The 14029-nt window shown below is 33.7% G+C and carries 26 protein-coding genes; 2 read left to right on the top strand and 24 right to left on the bottom strand.

All coding sequences use genetic code 11. From position 1 onward, the window contains the following. The first annotated feature begins 484 nt into the window (after positions 1–484). Positions 485–1258 carry a ParA family protein gene (locus tag A5882_RS17900; protein WP_086373297.1) on the top strand — a complete coding sequence of 258 codons (774 nt, stop codon included), beginning with the start codon at positions 485–487 and terminating at the stop codon, positions 1256–1258. Continuing rightward, on the top strand, positions 1258–1884 hold the full coding sequence (locus A5882_RS17895; protein ID WP_086373296.1) for a hypothetical protein: 627 nt from the start codon (positions 1258–1260) through the stop codon (positions 1882–1884). The genes A5882_RS17900 and A5882_RS17895 overlap by 1 nt, the downstream gene beginning before the upstream one ends. A 443-nt stretch (positions 1885–2327) precedes the next feature. Here the strand turns inward: A5882_RS17895 and A5882_RS17890 are convergent, their stop codons facing one another. The 24 genes from A5882_RS17890 to A5882_RS17760 all read right to left on the bottom strand — a co-directional run bounded on the left by A5882_RS17890 (position 2328) and on the right by A5882_RS17760 (position 13811). Beyond that, the gene (locus tag A5882_RS17890) at positions 2328–2729 is read right to left on the bottom strand and encodes a hypothetical protein (protein WP_086373295.1); all 402 of its coding nucleotides are present in this window, start codon (positions 2727–2729) and stop codon (positions 2328–2330) included. Between the two features lie 16 nt (positions 2730–2745). Continuing rightward, positions 2746–3234, bottom strand: coding sequence for a hypothetical protein (locus tag A5882_RS17885; RefSeq protein WP_086373294.1), 489 nt, complete (start codon positions 3232–3234; stop codon positions 2746–2748). Then, positions 3227–3505 (bottom strand): hypothetical protein, encoded by a 279-nt coding sequence (locus tag A5882_RS17880; protein ID WP_086373293.1) that lies wholly within the window; start codon positions 3503–3505, stop codon positions 3227–3229. The genes A5882_RS17885 and A5882_RS17880 overlap by 8 nt, the downstream gene beginning before the upstream one ends. 16 nt (positions 3506–3521) lie before the next feature. After that, positions 3522–3851 (bottom strand): DUF5839 family protein, encoded by a 330-nt coding sequence (locus A5882_RS17875; protein WP_086373292.1) that lies wholly within the window; start codon positions 3849–3851, stop codon positions 3522–3524. Between the two features lie 44 nt (positions 3852–3895). After that, positions 3896–4183, bottom strand: a complete 288-nt coding sequence (locus A5882_RS17870; protein WP_086373291.1) for a hypothetical protein — start codon at positions 4181–4183, stop codon at positions 3896–3898. Positions 4184–4200: 17 nt separating this feature from the next. Then, complete coding sequence (locus tag A5882_RS17865; protein WP_086373290.1) at positions 4201–4704, bottom strand: NADAR family protein; 504 nt, start codon at positions 4702–4704, stop codon at positions 4201–4203. Between the two features lie 12 nt (positions 4705–4716). After that, a complete protein-coding gene (locus A5882_RS17860) occupies positions 4717–5157 on the bottom strand; it encodes a macro domain-containing protein (RefSeq protein WP_086373289.1) in 441 nt (146 codons plus the stop codon). Continuing rightward, positions 5157–5366 (bottom strand): hypothetical protein, encoded by a 210-nt coding sequence (locus tag A5882_RS17855; protein WP_086373288.1) that lies wholly within the window; start codon positions 5364–5366, stop codon positions 5157–5159. The genes A5882_RS17860 and A5882_RS17855 overlap by 1 nt, the downstream gene beginning before the upstream one ends. A 54-nt stretch (positions 5367–5420) precedes the next feature. After that, positions 5421–6038 carry a hypothetical protein gene (locus tag A5882_RS17850; RefSeq protein WP_086373287.1) on the bottom strand — a complete coding sequence of 206 codons (618 nt, stop codon included), beginning with the start codon at positions 6036–6038 and terminating at the stop codon, positions 5421–5423. A gap of 457 nt (positions 6039–6495) precedes the next feature. After that, positions 6496–6675, bottom strand: a complete 180-nt coding sequence (locus A5882_RS17840) for a hypothetical protein (protein ID WP_086373285.1) — start codon at positions 6673–6675, stop codon at positions 6496–6498. A gap of 32 nt (positions 6676–6707) precedes the next feature. Next, entirely contained in the window at positions 6708–7295 is a 588-nt protein-coding gene (locus A5882_RS17835) for a hypothetical protein (protein WP_086373284.1), read from the bottom strand. A 10-nt stretch (positions 7296–7305) separates the two neighbouring features. Next, positions 7306–7710: a hypothetical protein gene (locus tag A5882_RS17830; RefSeq protein ID WP_086373283.1), complete on the bottom strand. Its 405-nt coding sequence runs from the start codon at positions 7708–7710 to the stop codon at positions 7306–7308. A 22-nt stretch (positions 7711–7732) separates the two neighbouring features. Then, entirely contained in the window at positions 7733–8353 is a 621-nt protein-coding gene (locus A5882_RS17825) for a hypothetical protein (protein ID WP_086373282.1), read from the bottom strand. A gap of 37 nt (positions 8354–8390) precedes the next feature. After that, the gene (locus tag A5882_RS17820) at positions 8391–9755 is read right to left on the bottom strand and encodes a hypothetical protein (RefSeq protein ID WP_139843256.1); all 1365 of its coding nucleotides are present in this window, start codon (positions 9753–9755) and stop codon (positions 8391–8393) included. Continuing rightward, on the bottom strand, positions 9691–9996 hold the full coding sequence (locus A5882_RS17815; protein WP_086373280.1) for a hypothetical protein: 306 nt from the start codon (positions 9994–9996) through the stop codon (positions 9691–9693). Before A5882_RS17815 ends, A5882_RS17820 begins: the two co-directional genes overlap by 65 nt. Then, the gene (locus A5882_RS17810) at positions 9996–10190 is read right to left on the bottom strand and encodes a hypothetical protein (protein WP_086373279.1); all 195 of its coding nucleotides are present in this window, start codon (positions 10188–10190) and stop codon (positions 9996–9998) included. The genes A5882_RS17815 and A5882_RS17810 overlap by 1 nt, the downstream gene beginning before the upstream one ends. Positions 10191–10441: 251 nt before the next feature. Continuing rightward, entirely contained in the window at positions 10442–10630 is a 189-nt protein-coding gene (locus A5882_RS17805; protein ID WP_086373278.1) for a hypothetical protein, read from the bottom strand. Continuing rightward, complete coding sequence (locus A5882_RS17800; RefSeq protein ID WP_086373277.1) at positions 10620–11006, bottom strand: YopX family protein; 387 nt, start codon at positions 11004–11006, stop codon at positions 10620–10622. Before A5882_RS17800 ends, A5882_RS17805 begins: the two co-directional genes overlap by 11 nt. Next, positions 11006–11338, bottom strand: coding sequence for a hypothetical protein (locus A5882_RS20025; RefSeq protein ID WP_217808284.1), 333 nt, complete (start codon positions 11336–11338; stop codon positions 11006–11008). Before A5882_RS20025 ends, A5882_RS17800 begins: the two co-directional genes overlap by 1 nt. Positions 11339–11449: 111 nt before the next feature. Further along, complete coding sequence (locus tag A5882_RS17790; RefSeq protein WP_086373275.1) at positions 11450–11674, bottom strand: hypothetical protein; 225 nt, start codon at positions 11672–11674, stop codon at positions 11450–11452. Positions 11675–11959: 285 nt separating this feature from the next. Then, entirely contained in the window at positions 11960–12208 is a 249-nt protein-coding gene (locus tag A5882_RS17780; RefSeq protein ID WP_086373273.1) for a hypothetical protein, read from the bottom strand. 301 nt (positions 12209–12509) lie between these two features. Then, positions 12510–12902 (bottom strand): hypothetical protein, encoded by a 393-nt coding sequence (locus tag A5882_RS17770; protein ID WP_086373271.1) that lies wholly within the window; start codon positions 12900–12902, stop codon positions 12510–12512. Positions 12903–13131: 229 nt separating this feature from the next. Next, on the bottom strand, positions 13132–13452 hold the full coding sequence (locus tag A5882_RS17765) for a hypothetical protein (RefSeq protein ID WP_086373270.1): 321 nt from the start codon (positions 13450–13452) through the stop codon (positions 13132–13134). A gap of 74 nt (positions 13453–13526) precedes the next feature. After that, a complete protein-coding gene (locus A5882_RS17760; RefSeq protein WP_086373269.1) occupies positions 13527–13811 on the bottom strand; it encodes a hypothetical protein in 285 nt (94 codons plus the stop codon). Positions 13812–14029: the final 218 nt, after the last annotated feature.

Raw genomic sequence — 14029 nt, 5'->3', positions numbered from 1 at the left:
CTTTGGAGCCAAAAAACGGCTCAAATGAGAACTATTTCTTTACAGAAAACTTACAATCAGCGTTATTAAAGGATATCAACCGTTTTTTAATGTGCTGATATAATAGGATTCTCATAATTTAGTTTAATTACTAATCAAACTTTTACTTTTTGAACGTTTACATTCTTATGTTTTCTAAAAATTATTTTATTGTTACTGGCGAGATTAAGGAGAAAAATCCTTATAGTAGCATTTATAGTCCCAAAAAAATAAAGTATATAGTATATATATCTTTTGCAAAAAAATATCGCTATTTATATTTTTTTAATCTTACGCTCATTATATTACTGTAATGCATCAATAATGGCTGTTAACTTTCATTTAACAAACCGATACTCCCCCCCTCATGTTTATTACTTTTTTTATTACTAACTTTATTTAAAAATTTGTTGAAATAAATATTATCTGGTAGAATGAAAGAAAAAAGATTTAAAGGAGAACACTAATGCCCAAATTTGTTGAACCTCTTATTTTCTCTGTGACAAATGGTAAAGGCGGTTCAGGGAAATCAACTACTGTAGCAGCATTATCAACTATATCAGCAAAACGCAATTATGAAACTTGCGCTATGGATTTGGACCAGCAAGACCAAATTAAAGACTTACTTTTAGGTACAGAGAATACTGAAGATATTGTCAGTTCTGATTTCTTAAAGCAAAATATTCAAAGTAATGAAATCAAAGAAAACCTAGATTTAATTACTTTCGGACCATCACTTTATGGATTCGAACCAAAGGTAGCCCTTCAGGTAATCAAACCTCTTAGAGCTATGCTCAAATCCTTACCTTATGACATTATATTTATTGATAATCCTCCAGGCTTGCAACCTGCATCCCTTGCAGGCATCGGTGTCGCCGACTATGCATTAATTAGTACTCAAACCCATCACCTATCTGTAAAAGGAATAAGTGAACAATTAGATACTATTTATCGAATTCAGCAGCAAACGGATAGCCAAGTGCAAATGGCAGGCATCCTTGCAACAATGAGAGATAGAAACAATCACAACAAACGTAAATTAGCTGAAATTCAAGAGACTTACGGTGCAAGTGTATTTAAAACAGTGGTACCAGCTCGTGTCGTAGCTCAGGATTGGAGCGAATACGGAATCTCAGAGAAAGGCTCAGATAATTCCATTCTTCTTAATGTCTATTATGCAGATGCATTTAAAGAACTTATGGACCGTGTTGATGTTTTGTCTGGAAAGGGTAAGAAATAATGGCTAAAAAATTTGAATTTGATAATATCGAAATGCCGGCTTTAAACGATTTCCATGACAAATCAAAAGATACTGTTAAATCTAACGCATTTGGATTCATGAATACAAGCCAACCACAATTTTCTTTAGAATCATTGATTAGAACAAGTTCAACTAGAATCACCTTTAATTTAAAAGACACATCAATTGGCTTGCTAAAAACGTTCGCTCGCTCTAAAGATTTGAAATTCAGTGATTTGGTCGATATTGCGATTCTGAGACTATTGGAAGAACAAGGGGTCGCAGTTGAGGAAGCTGGGAAGGAAATATTTCCTTTTTTCAAAGCAGAAAAAGAATTGAGAAAATGGTTCAAAATGCGCCCTTCAAAATTTGAGGATAATGAAAACTTTGAACTCCGAGATGATTATCTTGAACCTAAGTTCTTTAAAAAAATTGGTGTAACTAATGAAAGAGAACTATACCAAAAAGTAACTGCTTTGAATAAAGAAATTAACGAACTTCCCCAATCACTATCTATTTTAACTGCAGAGAGCCTGGGGACTGATTTATCTTCGATGAGAGCCTTGTTGGTTACTCAAGCAGCAACGATAAAAGCTCATCTTGAATCCTTAATCGAAAACAAATAGCAAAATAAAGAGACAGGATTTTCCCTGTCTCTCGACTTATCTATAGCATAAAAATTGTAATACTTGTATAGATTGCCTGTTTGCAGATTGTTTATTGATAATAGTACCTAATGAATGTATAATTATTTACGCATAATAATTTACGGCCCACTTAGCGGAAACTAAGAGGGCTTTTTTTTTCATATCAATTGGAAAAGAGCAACTTGTTAGTCTATTTCATGTTACGATTCAATTAATCGTAACTTTGAGAAATAAGTATAACTTTATGAATTACGAGATACTCTTTTACCATACACTGACAGATAACATAAACCTGACTGACTTCATACTCAAATGAAAATGGGTTTATCATGTGTTAAGAAGTTATGAGATTAGTTATCAATGCATTTAGTTTAATCACTCTAATTAATAAAAACCTATTTCTAGGAAAGGTATTAATAAATTCAGAGAATACTTTTTACTTCTGCTAAAATACCTAGCCGGTTTTGCTCCTTCAATCTTACATTGTGATAAGCATTAGTAGTTAAAGCATACGCATCTGGGTAAATTCTTGTAAGAATACCAGAATTAGTATACGCCATAGGAAAGCCACTTTCATCATACTTCTCTATCTTAACTGTCTCACCGACAGAGAGAATTTCTTTTTCAGGACTAACTACACGGATTATCTTAACAGTCGTATTCAATGGGATGTACTTGGGATTTAGTTCTTCTAAATTGACTTTTTTAAGTATCTTTTCTGAAGCACTACTATCTGTTGCTTGCTCAATATGAAATTGGCATTGAGATAAAAACAAAAACCGTTCTGTATCTGTATAAATAAGTGATTTTAGGAACTCAAACATCTTTATCCTCCTAGATTTAATTTATTTTTAACGGAAAATTTAGCCATTTTCTGGACATATGATTATGCCTTCTACTCTTAAAATCTATCTCAAAATAATCAAGCTGAATAAATGAATTTAAGTTATTAAGTGATAAATTGTCCTTTGTATATTCCAGTTGAAATAGCAGTAGATTCTTGTCATACAAAATATCTGATATGAAATTACCTCCATAGATAAAATCAGGAGAATCTCTAAGTCCACGGCCAATATCATTTCCCCAGTATTTGTTCATGTAACCGTTAAATTCAATAGATAATGTAAATTCTGTAAAATAATCATACTCCTTAAAATCTTCTAGATTAAAAATAGCGTCAGAAATATCAACTATCTCATAATTCTTGCCAACAAACTTTTTTATTGAAAGGTAGTTTGTATCTATGCTTCGAGTACTTCTAGTTTTCACTTTTATTTCCAAAAAAATGCTCAATCTATTGCTATGAGAACGACTCCAGCCTTCATGCATCTTGAAACTCCGTAATACAATATTCATCCATATTAATCTTAAATAGAATTCCTAAAAGTATTGATTGATTAATTTCTGCAGAGTCAATCACCTTATTCAAAGTGAATTTAAATGCTTGATGTCCATCATCTAGTTCAGCGGCCATACTTAAATAACAATCATATAATTCAGATACAGTCTTTTTTTCAGTATCTGTTAATTTAATTGCTACTTCGAATAGTTCTTCCTCTAAATCGAGTTTCTTAATTAATGGAATAATTAAATCATGCAAAACTTCCTCTCCCCTTTTAAATACTTGTAATAGCTTTAGGAATAAACACACTAAGTTTCTTGTTTGGTAATCGCAATTTATTTATTCCCATAACTTCATTAAGTACCTCTTTCTTAAACATAAGAGAAGTCACTTCTTTGTGTTGACGGTAGTCATCAATACTGACATCATTGATTACCGAGACAACAACTACAGGCGACACTTGAGCTTTGGAACGGACCATAACAACATCTCCGGGAGCCAGATTACTAAATATCGGAGTATTGGGAACACGCCAATAAAACTCCTTCTGTTTAAAAACTCCATTCTTATTGATGTGGTATCCACTAATTAATCTTAATTTCATAACTTCCTTCCACCCTTCTTTATTTACCTCTATTCCCGTTCAATTTATATGTCAATATAATAAGTATGACATATCTTTCTGCTAGCCATCGATTTACTGGAAAGCGAAACACCTTTCTCAATATTTCTGATAGTTGATTTGCTATCTAGATTTTTTAAATAATTGAGGTCTAGAGATACTCGTGTAGAAGGTAGATAAATGTTCTTTTCAGAAGAAGAGCCTGACCCGATAATTGAGTATTGTTTTCCTTCAATCTCAACTTCACCAATAAAGAAGCCCGCTCTTAAGATATCGTGGTTATCTTTGAAAAATATAGGAACATGATTCTCCACAGTGAACCCTCCTGTTTTTAATACATATCTTTTAAATCGTTAGCAATTTTTGTTAGAGCCTTTCCTAAAAGATTTTCTCCTTGCCAAGTAGTTTCAGTTAAAGCTCTTTTATCCGTTGCTCTTAAGCCTATACCCCATACCTTGTCATAGGGAGATGCTTCAACAAATGTCTTCCCTTCATATGATAATAGTACCTGCAACAATTTTCTGTTTTGTGTAAATTTCAAGTAGTTACCCTTCAATACAATAGCGTACTTGTATTTATCCCATGTCTTTTCATCAAAGTTCTTAACTTTTCTTCCAAGTGCTTTAATTTTTTTAGGGTCTGGTTCACGAAGTATTAAACTAGCTGTATGATTATCTTTAAACAAAACAGCCTTTTGAAACATCATCCATTGCTCTGTTGTGCTGAAGATACGTCCGTCTGCTTGGAAGCTTGCAGGGAACCATTGGCTAAAAACTTCTTTTCCAAGAGATTTACCGTCTCCAGTATGTCCCCAAAAGAATACATAATCTGACATTGGTTTTCCTCCTTAAATCTTTAAATATGTTACTTGCGTATTTTTAGTTCCACTTAAAATATTTTCCCAAACACCATTTCCTAATCCACAACCGATATAACAAGGTGCAAATAAGGGTAATTTATATTGTACCGACAAGCTCATAGCTCTATTAATATTGTTGATTAACAGCTGCTCATCAGTATACTTAACATTCTTGTCTCGACCATAGGAGAACTGGCTAAAAGAGTTCAAGAAAAATAAATTAGTATCGACTTTTACTAAATGCATCTTTCCTAATAAATTATCTGCCGTATTCAGAGAACAAACCTTTAAATATCTTTCTTTTACTATCGGATACTTTGTAGCGATGGATTTTGCGATTCCAGAATTCATTTTTCCTTTACAGTTGACCTGCTGGATGATGATACCTTCTTTGATATTAAGGATATTACCTTCAACTATGATACCCATTATACGAGCCCTCCAGAAGCATTTAATTCAATAACTGGGTCATGAAGTAAATCTAATACAATAAGAACGATGCTCCCGTCAGATTTTGTAAGTTTCAACAAATTAACCTGAGGGTATTCCAGCTTAGTTATGTTTTTGATTTCTTTGTTGCATGATGGTGAGTTTATCTTTACATCATAAACGATATAGCTTGTTCTGATATCTACCATGAGTAGGCCCCCCTTTTTATGTAGTTCCCTCTCAGAATAAGAGGGAACATAAATTTACTTGTTTTGCTTAGCGAGTTCTTCATCTGTATATATCCGTAGGGATTCAACAGTTCTCTCCAAGTCTTCTTTACTATTGTTCAAAGTCTCAATTTCTGAAGACATTGAACTAATTTTGCCGTTTAACTCTAATAATGCATTTTCTTTTGAGGATAAAGAGTCTTGTAATTGTCTTATGACTGTTTCATTTTCAGAAGAAATCATTGATATCTTCTTTTCGTACTCAGCCCTCAAGCTATCTAACGCTTGTTGTTTTTCGAGACCTAATTGCGCAACTCGATTGTCTAATTCAAGTTGCTTCTGGTCTAATTCAGCTTGTTTGGCTGCTACCTTTTTATTACCTTCGTCAATCTTTTCCTGAATTTGTTTTCTCAAGCTGGCTATTTCTTCTTGAAGACCATTCTTTATCTGACTTTCAGCTTTTAGCTGTTCAGTCAGTTCGTCTACAGCCTGTGCTTTTTCTTTTCCGTACCTCAAAGACTTACTAAAGTTCTCATATATTTGGTTAATATTCTGAGCAAATGACCATTTTGTAGAAGCAGCATATCCAACAATGCCACCAAACACAAAAACTGAAGCAACGACAACAGATAATAAAACTTTCTTCTTGTTCACTAGAACTCCTCTTTCATTTCTTATCCTTTTACCTACAACGATTGTCACATGAAGAAAATATGACGTCCTAAGTAGCTAGCTAAAAAACTAAGTTTCACGACAGTTCTCCCTATATACATATTCAACTTACTTTTCAAGAAGTAATAGGGAGTAAACTAAAGGAAAGGTAAGTCAAATATGTATTGAGTTTGAAGGTCAAGAATAAAGGGACACAAGGTCCCTTAATCAAAGTCTTTAGATAAGAAGCAGTCATATTTAAAGAGTCTAATTGCTTCGCTAATTTCAGATTCACTAAATTTGTATCTTGTGACCAGAAGGGCGTGCCCCTCTTCAAAAGTATCAGTTGAGAAAAAAATTTCGATAATAAATGAAGCTTCGTAAGTAGTACCCTTTATACTAGGTCTTCCATTATTAGTGTTGGGGTCCCATATGATGTATCTATATCCTTGTGATAAATTCAAAACTTGACTCTTGGATTTTTAGAGGGCCAGATTAAGTGATTATTTAACTCATATTTTAATCCATCCCCACTTTGACGACTTTTATTTTGGTGAATATCCTCCTGCCGTTTCTTCCATTCGGCTTCAATTTCTTTTAAGCGGTCATATTCTAGTCTAGTAATAGTAACAGTATCCATATCTTCTCCTACTTAATAATATTTTTTTAGTTTTAATTAAATAATGATAATAATCGATAAATATCCTCGGGCTTATGCCCATCGTATTCTGGTGCATTAGGAGTTTCTTTAACCGTAAACATATCCCAATATTCTAAATCGTAATGATAAGAGTAAGTACCGGCTGGTGTATCGAAAACTAGAATGAATGAATTATCAAACATAGTACCATCAGCATGTTTTAAAGATTTTGATGAGTTCTGGGGAAATGACCAGGCCACCAACAAGGATAGAATCATGCGATGGGTGTACAAATCTTCAAAAGTATGCCATTTATCAGAAATAGTTTTGGTACTATGCCCATGTTCTTTCATTTTCAAAATAATTTTGTTTACTTGAAGAGGTGTGAATACAAAATCGTCTAGAGGCTTGTTTTTATACTCATTGACTCTATTGGTCAAGTTCGTAATCATTTCTGTATTTTGTTTATTTGTGTTTTTCAGAGTATCAGCAGTACGCTTCTCGGATTCGTATAGACTGTGCAGCGTCTCATACCTTTTTCTCCACTGAAAAGTTGAATATTTGAAGAATGCTAAAGTTATTAGCCAAAAAATTAAAGTTATAAAAAATTCCGATTTCATATGAAAACCTCTATTCTATATATTTATCTGTGATGCTTATATCCCAAGAGCCATAAGAACCTTTTGTAAAAAAGGAACCTGCTCTAAAACTATTATCGATTACATCTCCCACTTGAACCGCATCATAATAGGCTTTATCGACGGGAAATGCAATCTCAATTCGATTCATGGAGTCCTTCATCATATCTTCTATATCTATCGAGTAATGTTCTTGACCAACTTCCACAACAACAATATATCGGTCAAAATCATTTGCCGAAGACAAAGAAGATATTGTTTTACTTAGCTCTTCTTTTTCAACTTGCAGTTCGTTTATTTCTTCACGCAAATTATTGCGTTCGACTTCAGTTTCGGATTTACATCCGGACAGAATAAATACTGATAGAAAAATAGCTATCCACAACATTCTTTTCATAAAATTAGATTCCCTCAATCCTTTAGTCTATCCTTTTTGCCTTTGTAAAAGGCACTTTTCGGATGGTTAGCTCATCTTCTAGAGCAGTGATTGTATCTTCATAATAAGTAATGCTACCGTAACTCATAGTATTTTCAGCGGGGAACTGAACCATGTTTTCACGACGAGTAAAAATTTGTTCCTCGGTCCAGGTTTCGTATGGTCTAGTTTTCCTTGTAGTAGCACCATTTACATTATATTCCACAGTAATACCATCCACGGGTAGCCAATTACTTATGTCATCTTCATAGGCTGATTCTCCATAAACAGACGACGTCTTAAACAAAGTTAACAACTTAATGAACTCTTGGTATTTCTTACGGTCCACAATACGGTATGATATGGAGCGATGAATATAAGACTTCTTGTAAATAGCAATTTCGATACCATCGAATTTAATGTATCCATATTCAGATATACCATCTTCATGAAAATATTCCGCTATCTTGTAGGCCTTAAAACTATTCGGATTGAATTTTTGAAACTCTTCAACATATTCAAGCTCCATTTTGTCAAAATGAAGGCCTTCAATTCCCATTTCTAACAAAGAAACTACTCTAGTTTCACTAATAATTTTTGACTCTAAAAATTCACTCACTTTCATATCAACACTCCGTTCATTTTTTATTTATGCTTAAATTTTAAGCTGCAGATTGTTTCTTAATATTATGACGAATGACGTTACATATATTCTGTGAAGAACTGTCCATCTTTTCTGCAATCTCGTTATAGGTGAAACCTTGAAGATATAACGAGAAAATTTCTTTTGGACGTTTCTTTAAAAGAAGGATATTTAAATTTGCACATTTTTTTAAACGATTAGCGATTTTTTTCTTTCTTCTATTTTCTTCAGATTCTAATAATATCCGCTTTTTTTCACAAAGGGGACACAAATCATCTTCTAGACAATTTGTCTTACACTTAGGACAACTTGCTCTGTCACTCAGATTATCTTCCACCCATGGCACATCTTGACTAACCCATCGTAAGTTTTCTTTGACTATATTGAAGGGATTGTTATCAAGAATTTGGACATGTTTATATTTTTTTGGATTAGGAATGAAAGTCTTAGCATATAGTTTATGTAGATAAACTATCTTTTTCTTACCTCTTCTCGTTACTGCAGTAATGGGTAAGCCGTCACTTTCACCCTCAATGGACATTATAGCCGGAACTAAATCCCCATTATTTAAAATCTTAAAGCATGAACCATCCTCGAATAGAACCAACTTTCCGTTTTCTACTACTTTTGAAGACATCTGGTCTCCAAAATTTAGAGGATTATCCTGTAAAGATTTCGAAACATAAGAAGAGATTATACCTGAAACATTTGAGGTCGTAGTATTTCCTTGATTTGCGATATTAGTAATGCTTAACCCCTGGAGATATAATTCAAAATATTGCCTTGTTTTAGGACGAAGAGATACTAAATTAATTAATTGGCATTCTGTTTTTCTGTAACTGAGAATCTCCACTGATTTATTGAGTCTTCGTTCAAAATCTAGCTTATTTTTTTCGCATATTTGACACGATTTTAAAGACTTATGGTTTCTTTTACCGCATTTTTTGCAGATGATTGAATTCTCTTCATAAGTCATACTGCCTTTTGCTCTAATATAGCTAGCTGACACCCATCGTATATTGTTTAAAGAAATATTGTCTGAGTTACCATCAATGAGTTCTGCAATCTTATAGTTGTGTGGATTAGGTAAAAAAGCTTCAGCAATTAATCTGTGCTGATAAAATCTTTTTTGTACACCATCGATTGCGTGATTTACAAATTTGTATGTTCGTGAAGTAGATTTTAATTTCAATATATTCATTTCTTTAATTTTCCCGTTAGGGAGTCTCTTGAAAATTGAACCATTCTGCTTCACCCACAACCCCAAATGTTCTAACAAAACTGCTCCATTTAAAATATCTTCTTGAGCCACTGAGGCATCACTCTCTTTCGTAATTTTGGAAATACCACTCAAAGAATTCTTCATCATCGGCAGTTTCTGCATCTGGTAAATCACCTGCATCAAACCACCAACCAAGTTTCCATTTTCTATGACAAATATCTCGCTCACTAAAAAATAAACAGTCATCAAAATCCGGAGCTCTAACAGCTCGAATATCAATAAAAGACTCTGGCTCTAAGTAAGTTCCATATATCATATATCTTGCCACTCGTGCATTTTTAGCAAATACGATATCTGAACCCGCTTCTTCGTTACCTTTTTCATATACTAAGTAAGCTTGCATTAACTAACCTCTCCTATATGTTGAATTTCAGAAAATGAATATAGCATAGTATTCATACTCCAGACATCTAAACCATCTAATGCAATATCTTTGCAGTGGTCATCAGGCAGTCTCATAATCACACCAGTATTTAGAACTGCTTTTACTTTCAAGATTTCACTTGTATATCTAACAAATTCTCCACTAGCAATCATAGCTAACCTCCGATATCCTAAAATTTTCTATATCCTATCTATTTCCAGGTACAGGCCCCTAAATCTCCTACATCTCAATTCATAGGAACGATTAATAGAGTATGTCCCTCTATATATAGAAAAAGACAAGAGAATCCATTCGATGAAGAATAGAACCTCTTATCTTAAAAGCAGGTATGCAAGAGGGGGAAAAGGAGAGTCCTTCTTCTTACATACGGATAATGTCAACCAATAAAATAGTCAACCTTTTTTTAACCACCGCTCTCGATGGCCATTCTTACGTTTTCATCACGAAAGAGCATTTTATACTTAAGCTGCTCATCCTTAAGCTGTTCCTCGAGTTGAGCTATTTCTTGATGCTGGTCGATAACCGTGTATGATAACCAGCAAAGTCCAGCAATTGTCAGTAATATAACGAGTACGGAATGACTAACTTTCATGTGATTTCTCCAATAATTCTGAGTTCTCAAAAATGTTTCCGACTTTAACACATCGACTGTTCTTCTTAAAGAGAAATTCATCATGGCGTTGGAGACCCTTGGAATCTGTAAGCACCCACATACCGTCTTTCTTATCAACAACGTATCTATTAATTTCTTCTTTTCTACTAAATGGATTAACAATAGTTTCATCTAAAATATCTTTATGCCATATTTCTTCACCAAGCTTATCATTTAGCTCAGTGGATTGCATTAGAATCAGGCCGCACATGTCTGGTCTCATAAAAACATTTCGTAAGTTATGTCCATATAACAAACTTGACCACGAAATCATTTCATTATCATTTTTATACCAAGCTCTAAATTTGGGCCCCATCATTCGTCCTCCAATTCCTTTAACCAATCATTCAAAGTGTCTAAGACTTGGATGAACTCTTCATCGCTATTTATGTGGTTACGGTAATACCCGGTTATATATGATGTAAAAGCTGAATGAATAGCAATAAGTTTCGAATGTCCATAGACGTAGTGGTCCTCCTTAACGTCTCTGACAATTATCTGCTGATTCTCGTTGAGTTTTACCTCTTTTGGTCCATCAATTTTATTAACGATGTCCAATACGGCAGGTGTTCGAACTATCGCACACGGAAAATTCCCAGGGTATTCACACTGGTCCCCAATTGCTTGAATGGCTTCTTTTATATTCACATTCTTACCTCGTTTTCTTTTTACTGACTGATAATTCTGTCGGTCTACTTTTTTGAGACCATCAAAATTGACGGTCACAAACTTAGTTTTTCTAGCTTGTCGGATAGTAAACTATGCAGTTATTTCAACTAAAACATTCGACCACGCTTCAACAACACGCTCAAATAGTTCATCCGTAAAGTTCATATCGCCATTCTCAAACACTAACTTATACCCTCCACCAATAGGATGTGCTGTATAAGTTTCATCTTTTAAGCAATGTCTTCCTTCTGATGAAAAAGATTTTGTACATAAAAATTTTCTAGTTGTATAATTAATATGGATTGATTGCTCCATTTTCTGCCTCCTTACAATTTGCTATTTTGGTGGATAGTGGAATCATCTACTATCCTCTTTAAGCATTGAATGCAAATATATGAATTATCTATCTTCCGTAGTTGTCCAACGCAGTTGCACTTAAAGCATTTAATAACCCTACCTTTTCGATAGTTTCTTCCGCTAATGGTCTCTAACGTCTTTGATAAACGCATCATTTCAGATAGATTCACCCTTCTTGCACCAGAATCAATAACAGCAATTCGTTCATCTTCCATGACTTCCTCCATTCCGTAATTTCTGTCTTTACTGGAAAACCCCAAATCTATCATTTACATCAGCAATAACTACCTCTATCACTTTAAATAAGTCTTTATCGTTAAATGGCTTATCTAAATCTACCTGACGTAAAAGAAATGATGATAATGTAAGATAGGTAGCATCTCTAGGAGTTTCATCTTGCTCTATTTGCATTTCAATCGAAGCAATAATTCTCATGAATATTTTTGATTCCTCTTCACTTAAAGCTGACGTCACATCTTCATCTAAATTCATTTCTCATTCCTCCCATTCCACTATTTCTTCCACTAATTAACTATCTTGGCAGATAATGTAAATCCTCGTGCGTGTCATGTCCACATCGTGTACACTCTCCAGCCATTTCAGGTAACGGGTCATTTTTGTAATAATAGGGGTAAACCGCATAGTTATGACCTTTGTATTTGCAAATCGTAGATTTAATAATTTTATGCAGTCTAGCAAAAATTGGGTCCATTTTATATCCTCATATTCCGTTTTCTCTTCGACCAATTAACTATCTTGTTGATTATTAACTTAAATACTTCCGCTTACAGATTTAATCAGTCTCAAGATTCTCTTTCTTGGCTAATAAACGGAAATTATCGTAGAAATAATCTAAAGAGTTATCCTGAATACCTGCTTTATCATTACTATAAAGCTCATCATTTATGCCATTTACTAACAAAACACCATCTTCATCTATAGCTTCTACAAAATAGACTTTTGCTTCATGCGCTCCTTTGCGAATAACTAAGTCTCCTACTGATAATTCAAAAATCGCAGGTTTCAATTCCCTTGTGTGAAGTAATAGTGCTTTTAATTCATATTCAAAAGCAAAAAATCTTCCGCAACTATTACATTTCTCGTTTGTTAATTCAGTATTGGGTTCTTTTCCATTTATTTCAGTACTATAAGTCGTCGCACAATAAGGACACGTTATATCCAACATTCGATTCCTCCTATTTGTTTACCAGATGTACCTATCATTTATTTGGTTGGAAAATGTTTTTAGCTTTGTTGATGTTCTTTAACTTTTCTGAATTTAATAGCGCATTCAGCATGCTGCACTCGCCATCCGTGACCCTTCACTCTCTCAAAGTGACCCTTACCTTTTTCAACACGTTGAGCACAACGATAGCAATAACCTGGATACTTATTTCTCAATATTTAAACCTCCGTTAAATAGTTGATACCCATTTATTTTTATTCTGTTTAAATTCAATTTTTTCCAAATTTACATTTTGAACGAAATTATAAACCAGATGGGCTACATCCAAGTACCCTTCACACTCTGTTTCGCAGAATGTAAGAAACTCATGCATTGTTGGTGAGAATCTCTCTGGTACATAAGCCCAAGTATTAATCGTGCAAAGCAAATAATTTATTTTTTCCCTATGTTCTTTGGTATCTTTTATCAGAACATATTCCAATTCACAGCCAGTGCTGCGACTTTCAATTACTTCGAATTTATTAAGTTCACAAATAAGTATTTCATCCATTTATACTTTTTCCTTTCCTACTTGATACAAATAATGACAGGAAATGCATGGTTCTAAGCACTCAGTAACTATATTTACGCTTTTTGGACTAAGCCATCATAAATCTCTAACACCTTATCTTTGTTAGCGTCCATCCACTGAGCAACATCAAAACTATCGCCATGAGCAAAATAACCATCCTCATAGCCAATTTTAAAAAAGCGAATCATTTCTAAGACATTCTCATGGTCACTTTTAGGATGATTAAAATATGGGAGATAACTTTTATTTCTAATGTGATGTAAGAGTAATCTTTTTGTTTGTGCAATCATCCTTCTATGATGTATTGCTGAACACCAATTATTAATCATTTTTTTCATCGCTTTACACCCCTATAACTACATCAATTTGAAAAATAATCAGTTCAAAATGCCGAACAAATTCAGCTTAATTACTGCGACCATTAAACAAGCTATTGCCAGCATCATAGGCACAAACTTGAAAAAAAGTTTAGATAAAGCATTACTCGTACTAGTAAAAGTTGTTTGAAAAATCATATAAATACCAACTACAATTAATAAATAGTAAGCCATGAGCC

Source organism: Enterococcus sp. 4E1_DIV0656, from assembly GCF_002140695.1.
Taxonomy (GTDB): domain Bacteria; phylum Bacillota; class Bacilli; order Lactobacillales; family Enterococcaceae; genus Enterococcus_D; species Enterococcus_D entomosocium.
This window is presented reverse-complemented; position numbering and strand designations above follow the sequence as displayed.

Coding starts and splice junctions, on each gene's coding strand:
- A5882_RS17860 (WP_086373289.1), bottom strand. CDS start 5,157: ATGGGTATCATAGTTGAAGGTAATATCCTTAATATCAAAGAAGGTATC.
- A5882_RS17780 (WP_086373273.1), bottom strand. CDS start 12,208: ATGAATTTAGATGAAGATGTGACGTCAGCTTTAAGTGAAGAGGAATCA.
- A5882_RS17770 (WP_086373271.1), bottom strand. CDS start 12,902: ATGTTGGATATAACGTGTCCTTATTGTGCGACGACTTATAGTACTGAA.
- A5882_RS17830 (WP_086373283.1), bottom strand. CDS start 7,710: ATGAAAAGAATGTTGTGGATAGCTATTTTTCTATCAGTATTTATTCTG.
- A5882_RS17885 (WP_086373294.1), bottom strand. CDS start 3,234: ATGCATGAAGGCTGGAGTCGTTCTCATAGCAATAGATTGAGCATTTTT.
- A5882_RS17815 (WP_086373280.1), bottom strand. CDS start 9,996: ATGCAAGCTTACTTAGTATATGAAAAAGGTAACGAAGAAGCGGGTTCA.
- A5882_RS17865 (WP_086373290.1), bottom strand. CDS start 4,704: ATGTCAGATTATGTATTCTTTTGGGGACATACTGGAGACGGTAAATCT.
- A5882_RS17840 (WP_086373285.1), bottom strand. CDS start 6,675: ATGGATACTGTTACTATTACTAGACTAGAATATGACCGCTTAAAAGAA.
- A5882_RS17895 (WP_086373296.1), top strand. CDS start 1,258: ATGGCTAAAAAATTTGAATTTGATAATATCGAAATGCCGGCTTTAAAC.
- A5882_RS17875 (WP_086373292.1), bottom strand. CDS start 3,851: ATGAAATTAAGATTAATTAGTGGATACCACATCAATAAGAATGGAGTT.
- A5882_RS17820 (WP_139843256.1), bottom strand. CDS start 9,755: ATGCAGAAACTGCCGATGATGAAGAATTCTTTGAGTGGTATTTCCAAA.
- A5882_RS17825 (WP_086373282.1), bottom strand. CDS start 8,353: ATGAAAGTGAGTGAATTTTTAGAGTCAAAAATTATTAGTGAAACTAGA.
- A5882_RS17760 (WP_086373269.1), bottom strand. CDS start 13,811: ATGAAAAAAATGATTAATAATTGGTGTTCAGCAATACATCATAGAAGG.
- A5882_RS17890 (WP_086373295.1), bottom strand. CDS start 2,729: ATGTTTGAGTTCCTAAAATCACTTATTTATACAGATACAGAACGGTTT.
- A5882_RS17855 (WP_086373288.1), bottom strand. CDS start 5,366: ATGGTAGATATCAGAACAAGCTATATCGTTTATGATGTAAAGATAAAC.
- A5882_RS17810 (WP_086373279.1), bottom strand. CDS start 10,190: ATGATTGCTAGTGGAGAATTTGTTAGATATACAAGTGAAATCTTGAAA.
- A5882_RS17800 (WP_086373277.1), bottom strand. CDS start 11,006: ATGGGGCCCAAATTTAGAGCTTGGTATAAAAATGATAATGAAATGATT.
- A5882_RS17790 (WP_086373275.1), bottom strand. CDS start 11,674: ATGGAGCAATCAATCCATATTAATTATACAACTAGAAAATTTTTATGT.
- A5882_RS17835 (WP_086373284.1), bottom strand. CDS start 7,295: ATGAAATCGGAATTTTTTATAACTTTAATTTTTTGGCTAATAACTTTA.
- A5882_RS17765 (WP_086373270.1), bottom strand. CDS start 13,452: ATGGATGAAATACTTATTTGTGAACTTAATAAATTCGAAGTAATTGAA.
- A5882_RS17805 (WP_086373278.1), bottom strand. CDS start 10,630: ATGAAAGTTAGTCATTCCGTACTCGTTATATTACTGACAATTGCTGGA.
- A5882_RS17900 (WP_086373297.1), top strand. CDS start 485: ATGCCCAAATTTGTTGAACCTCTTATTTTCTCTGTGACAAATGGTAAA.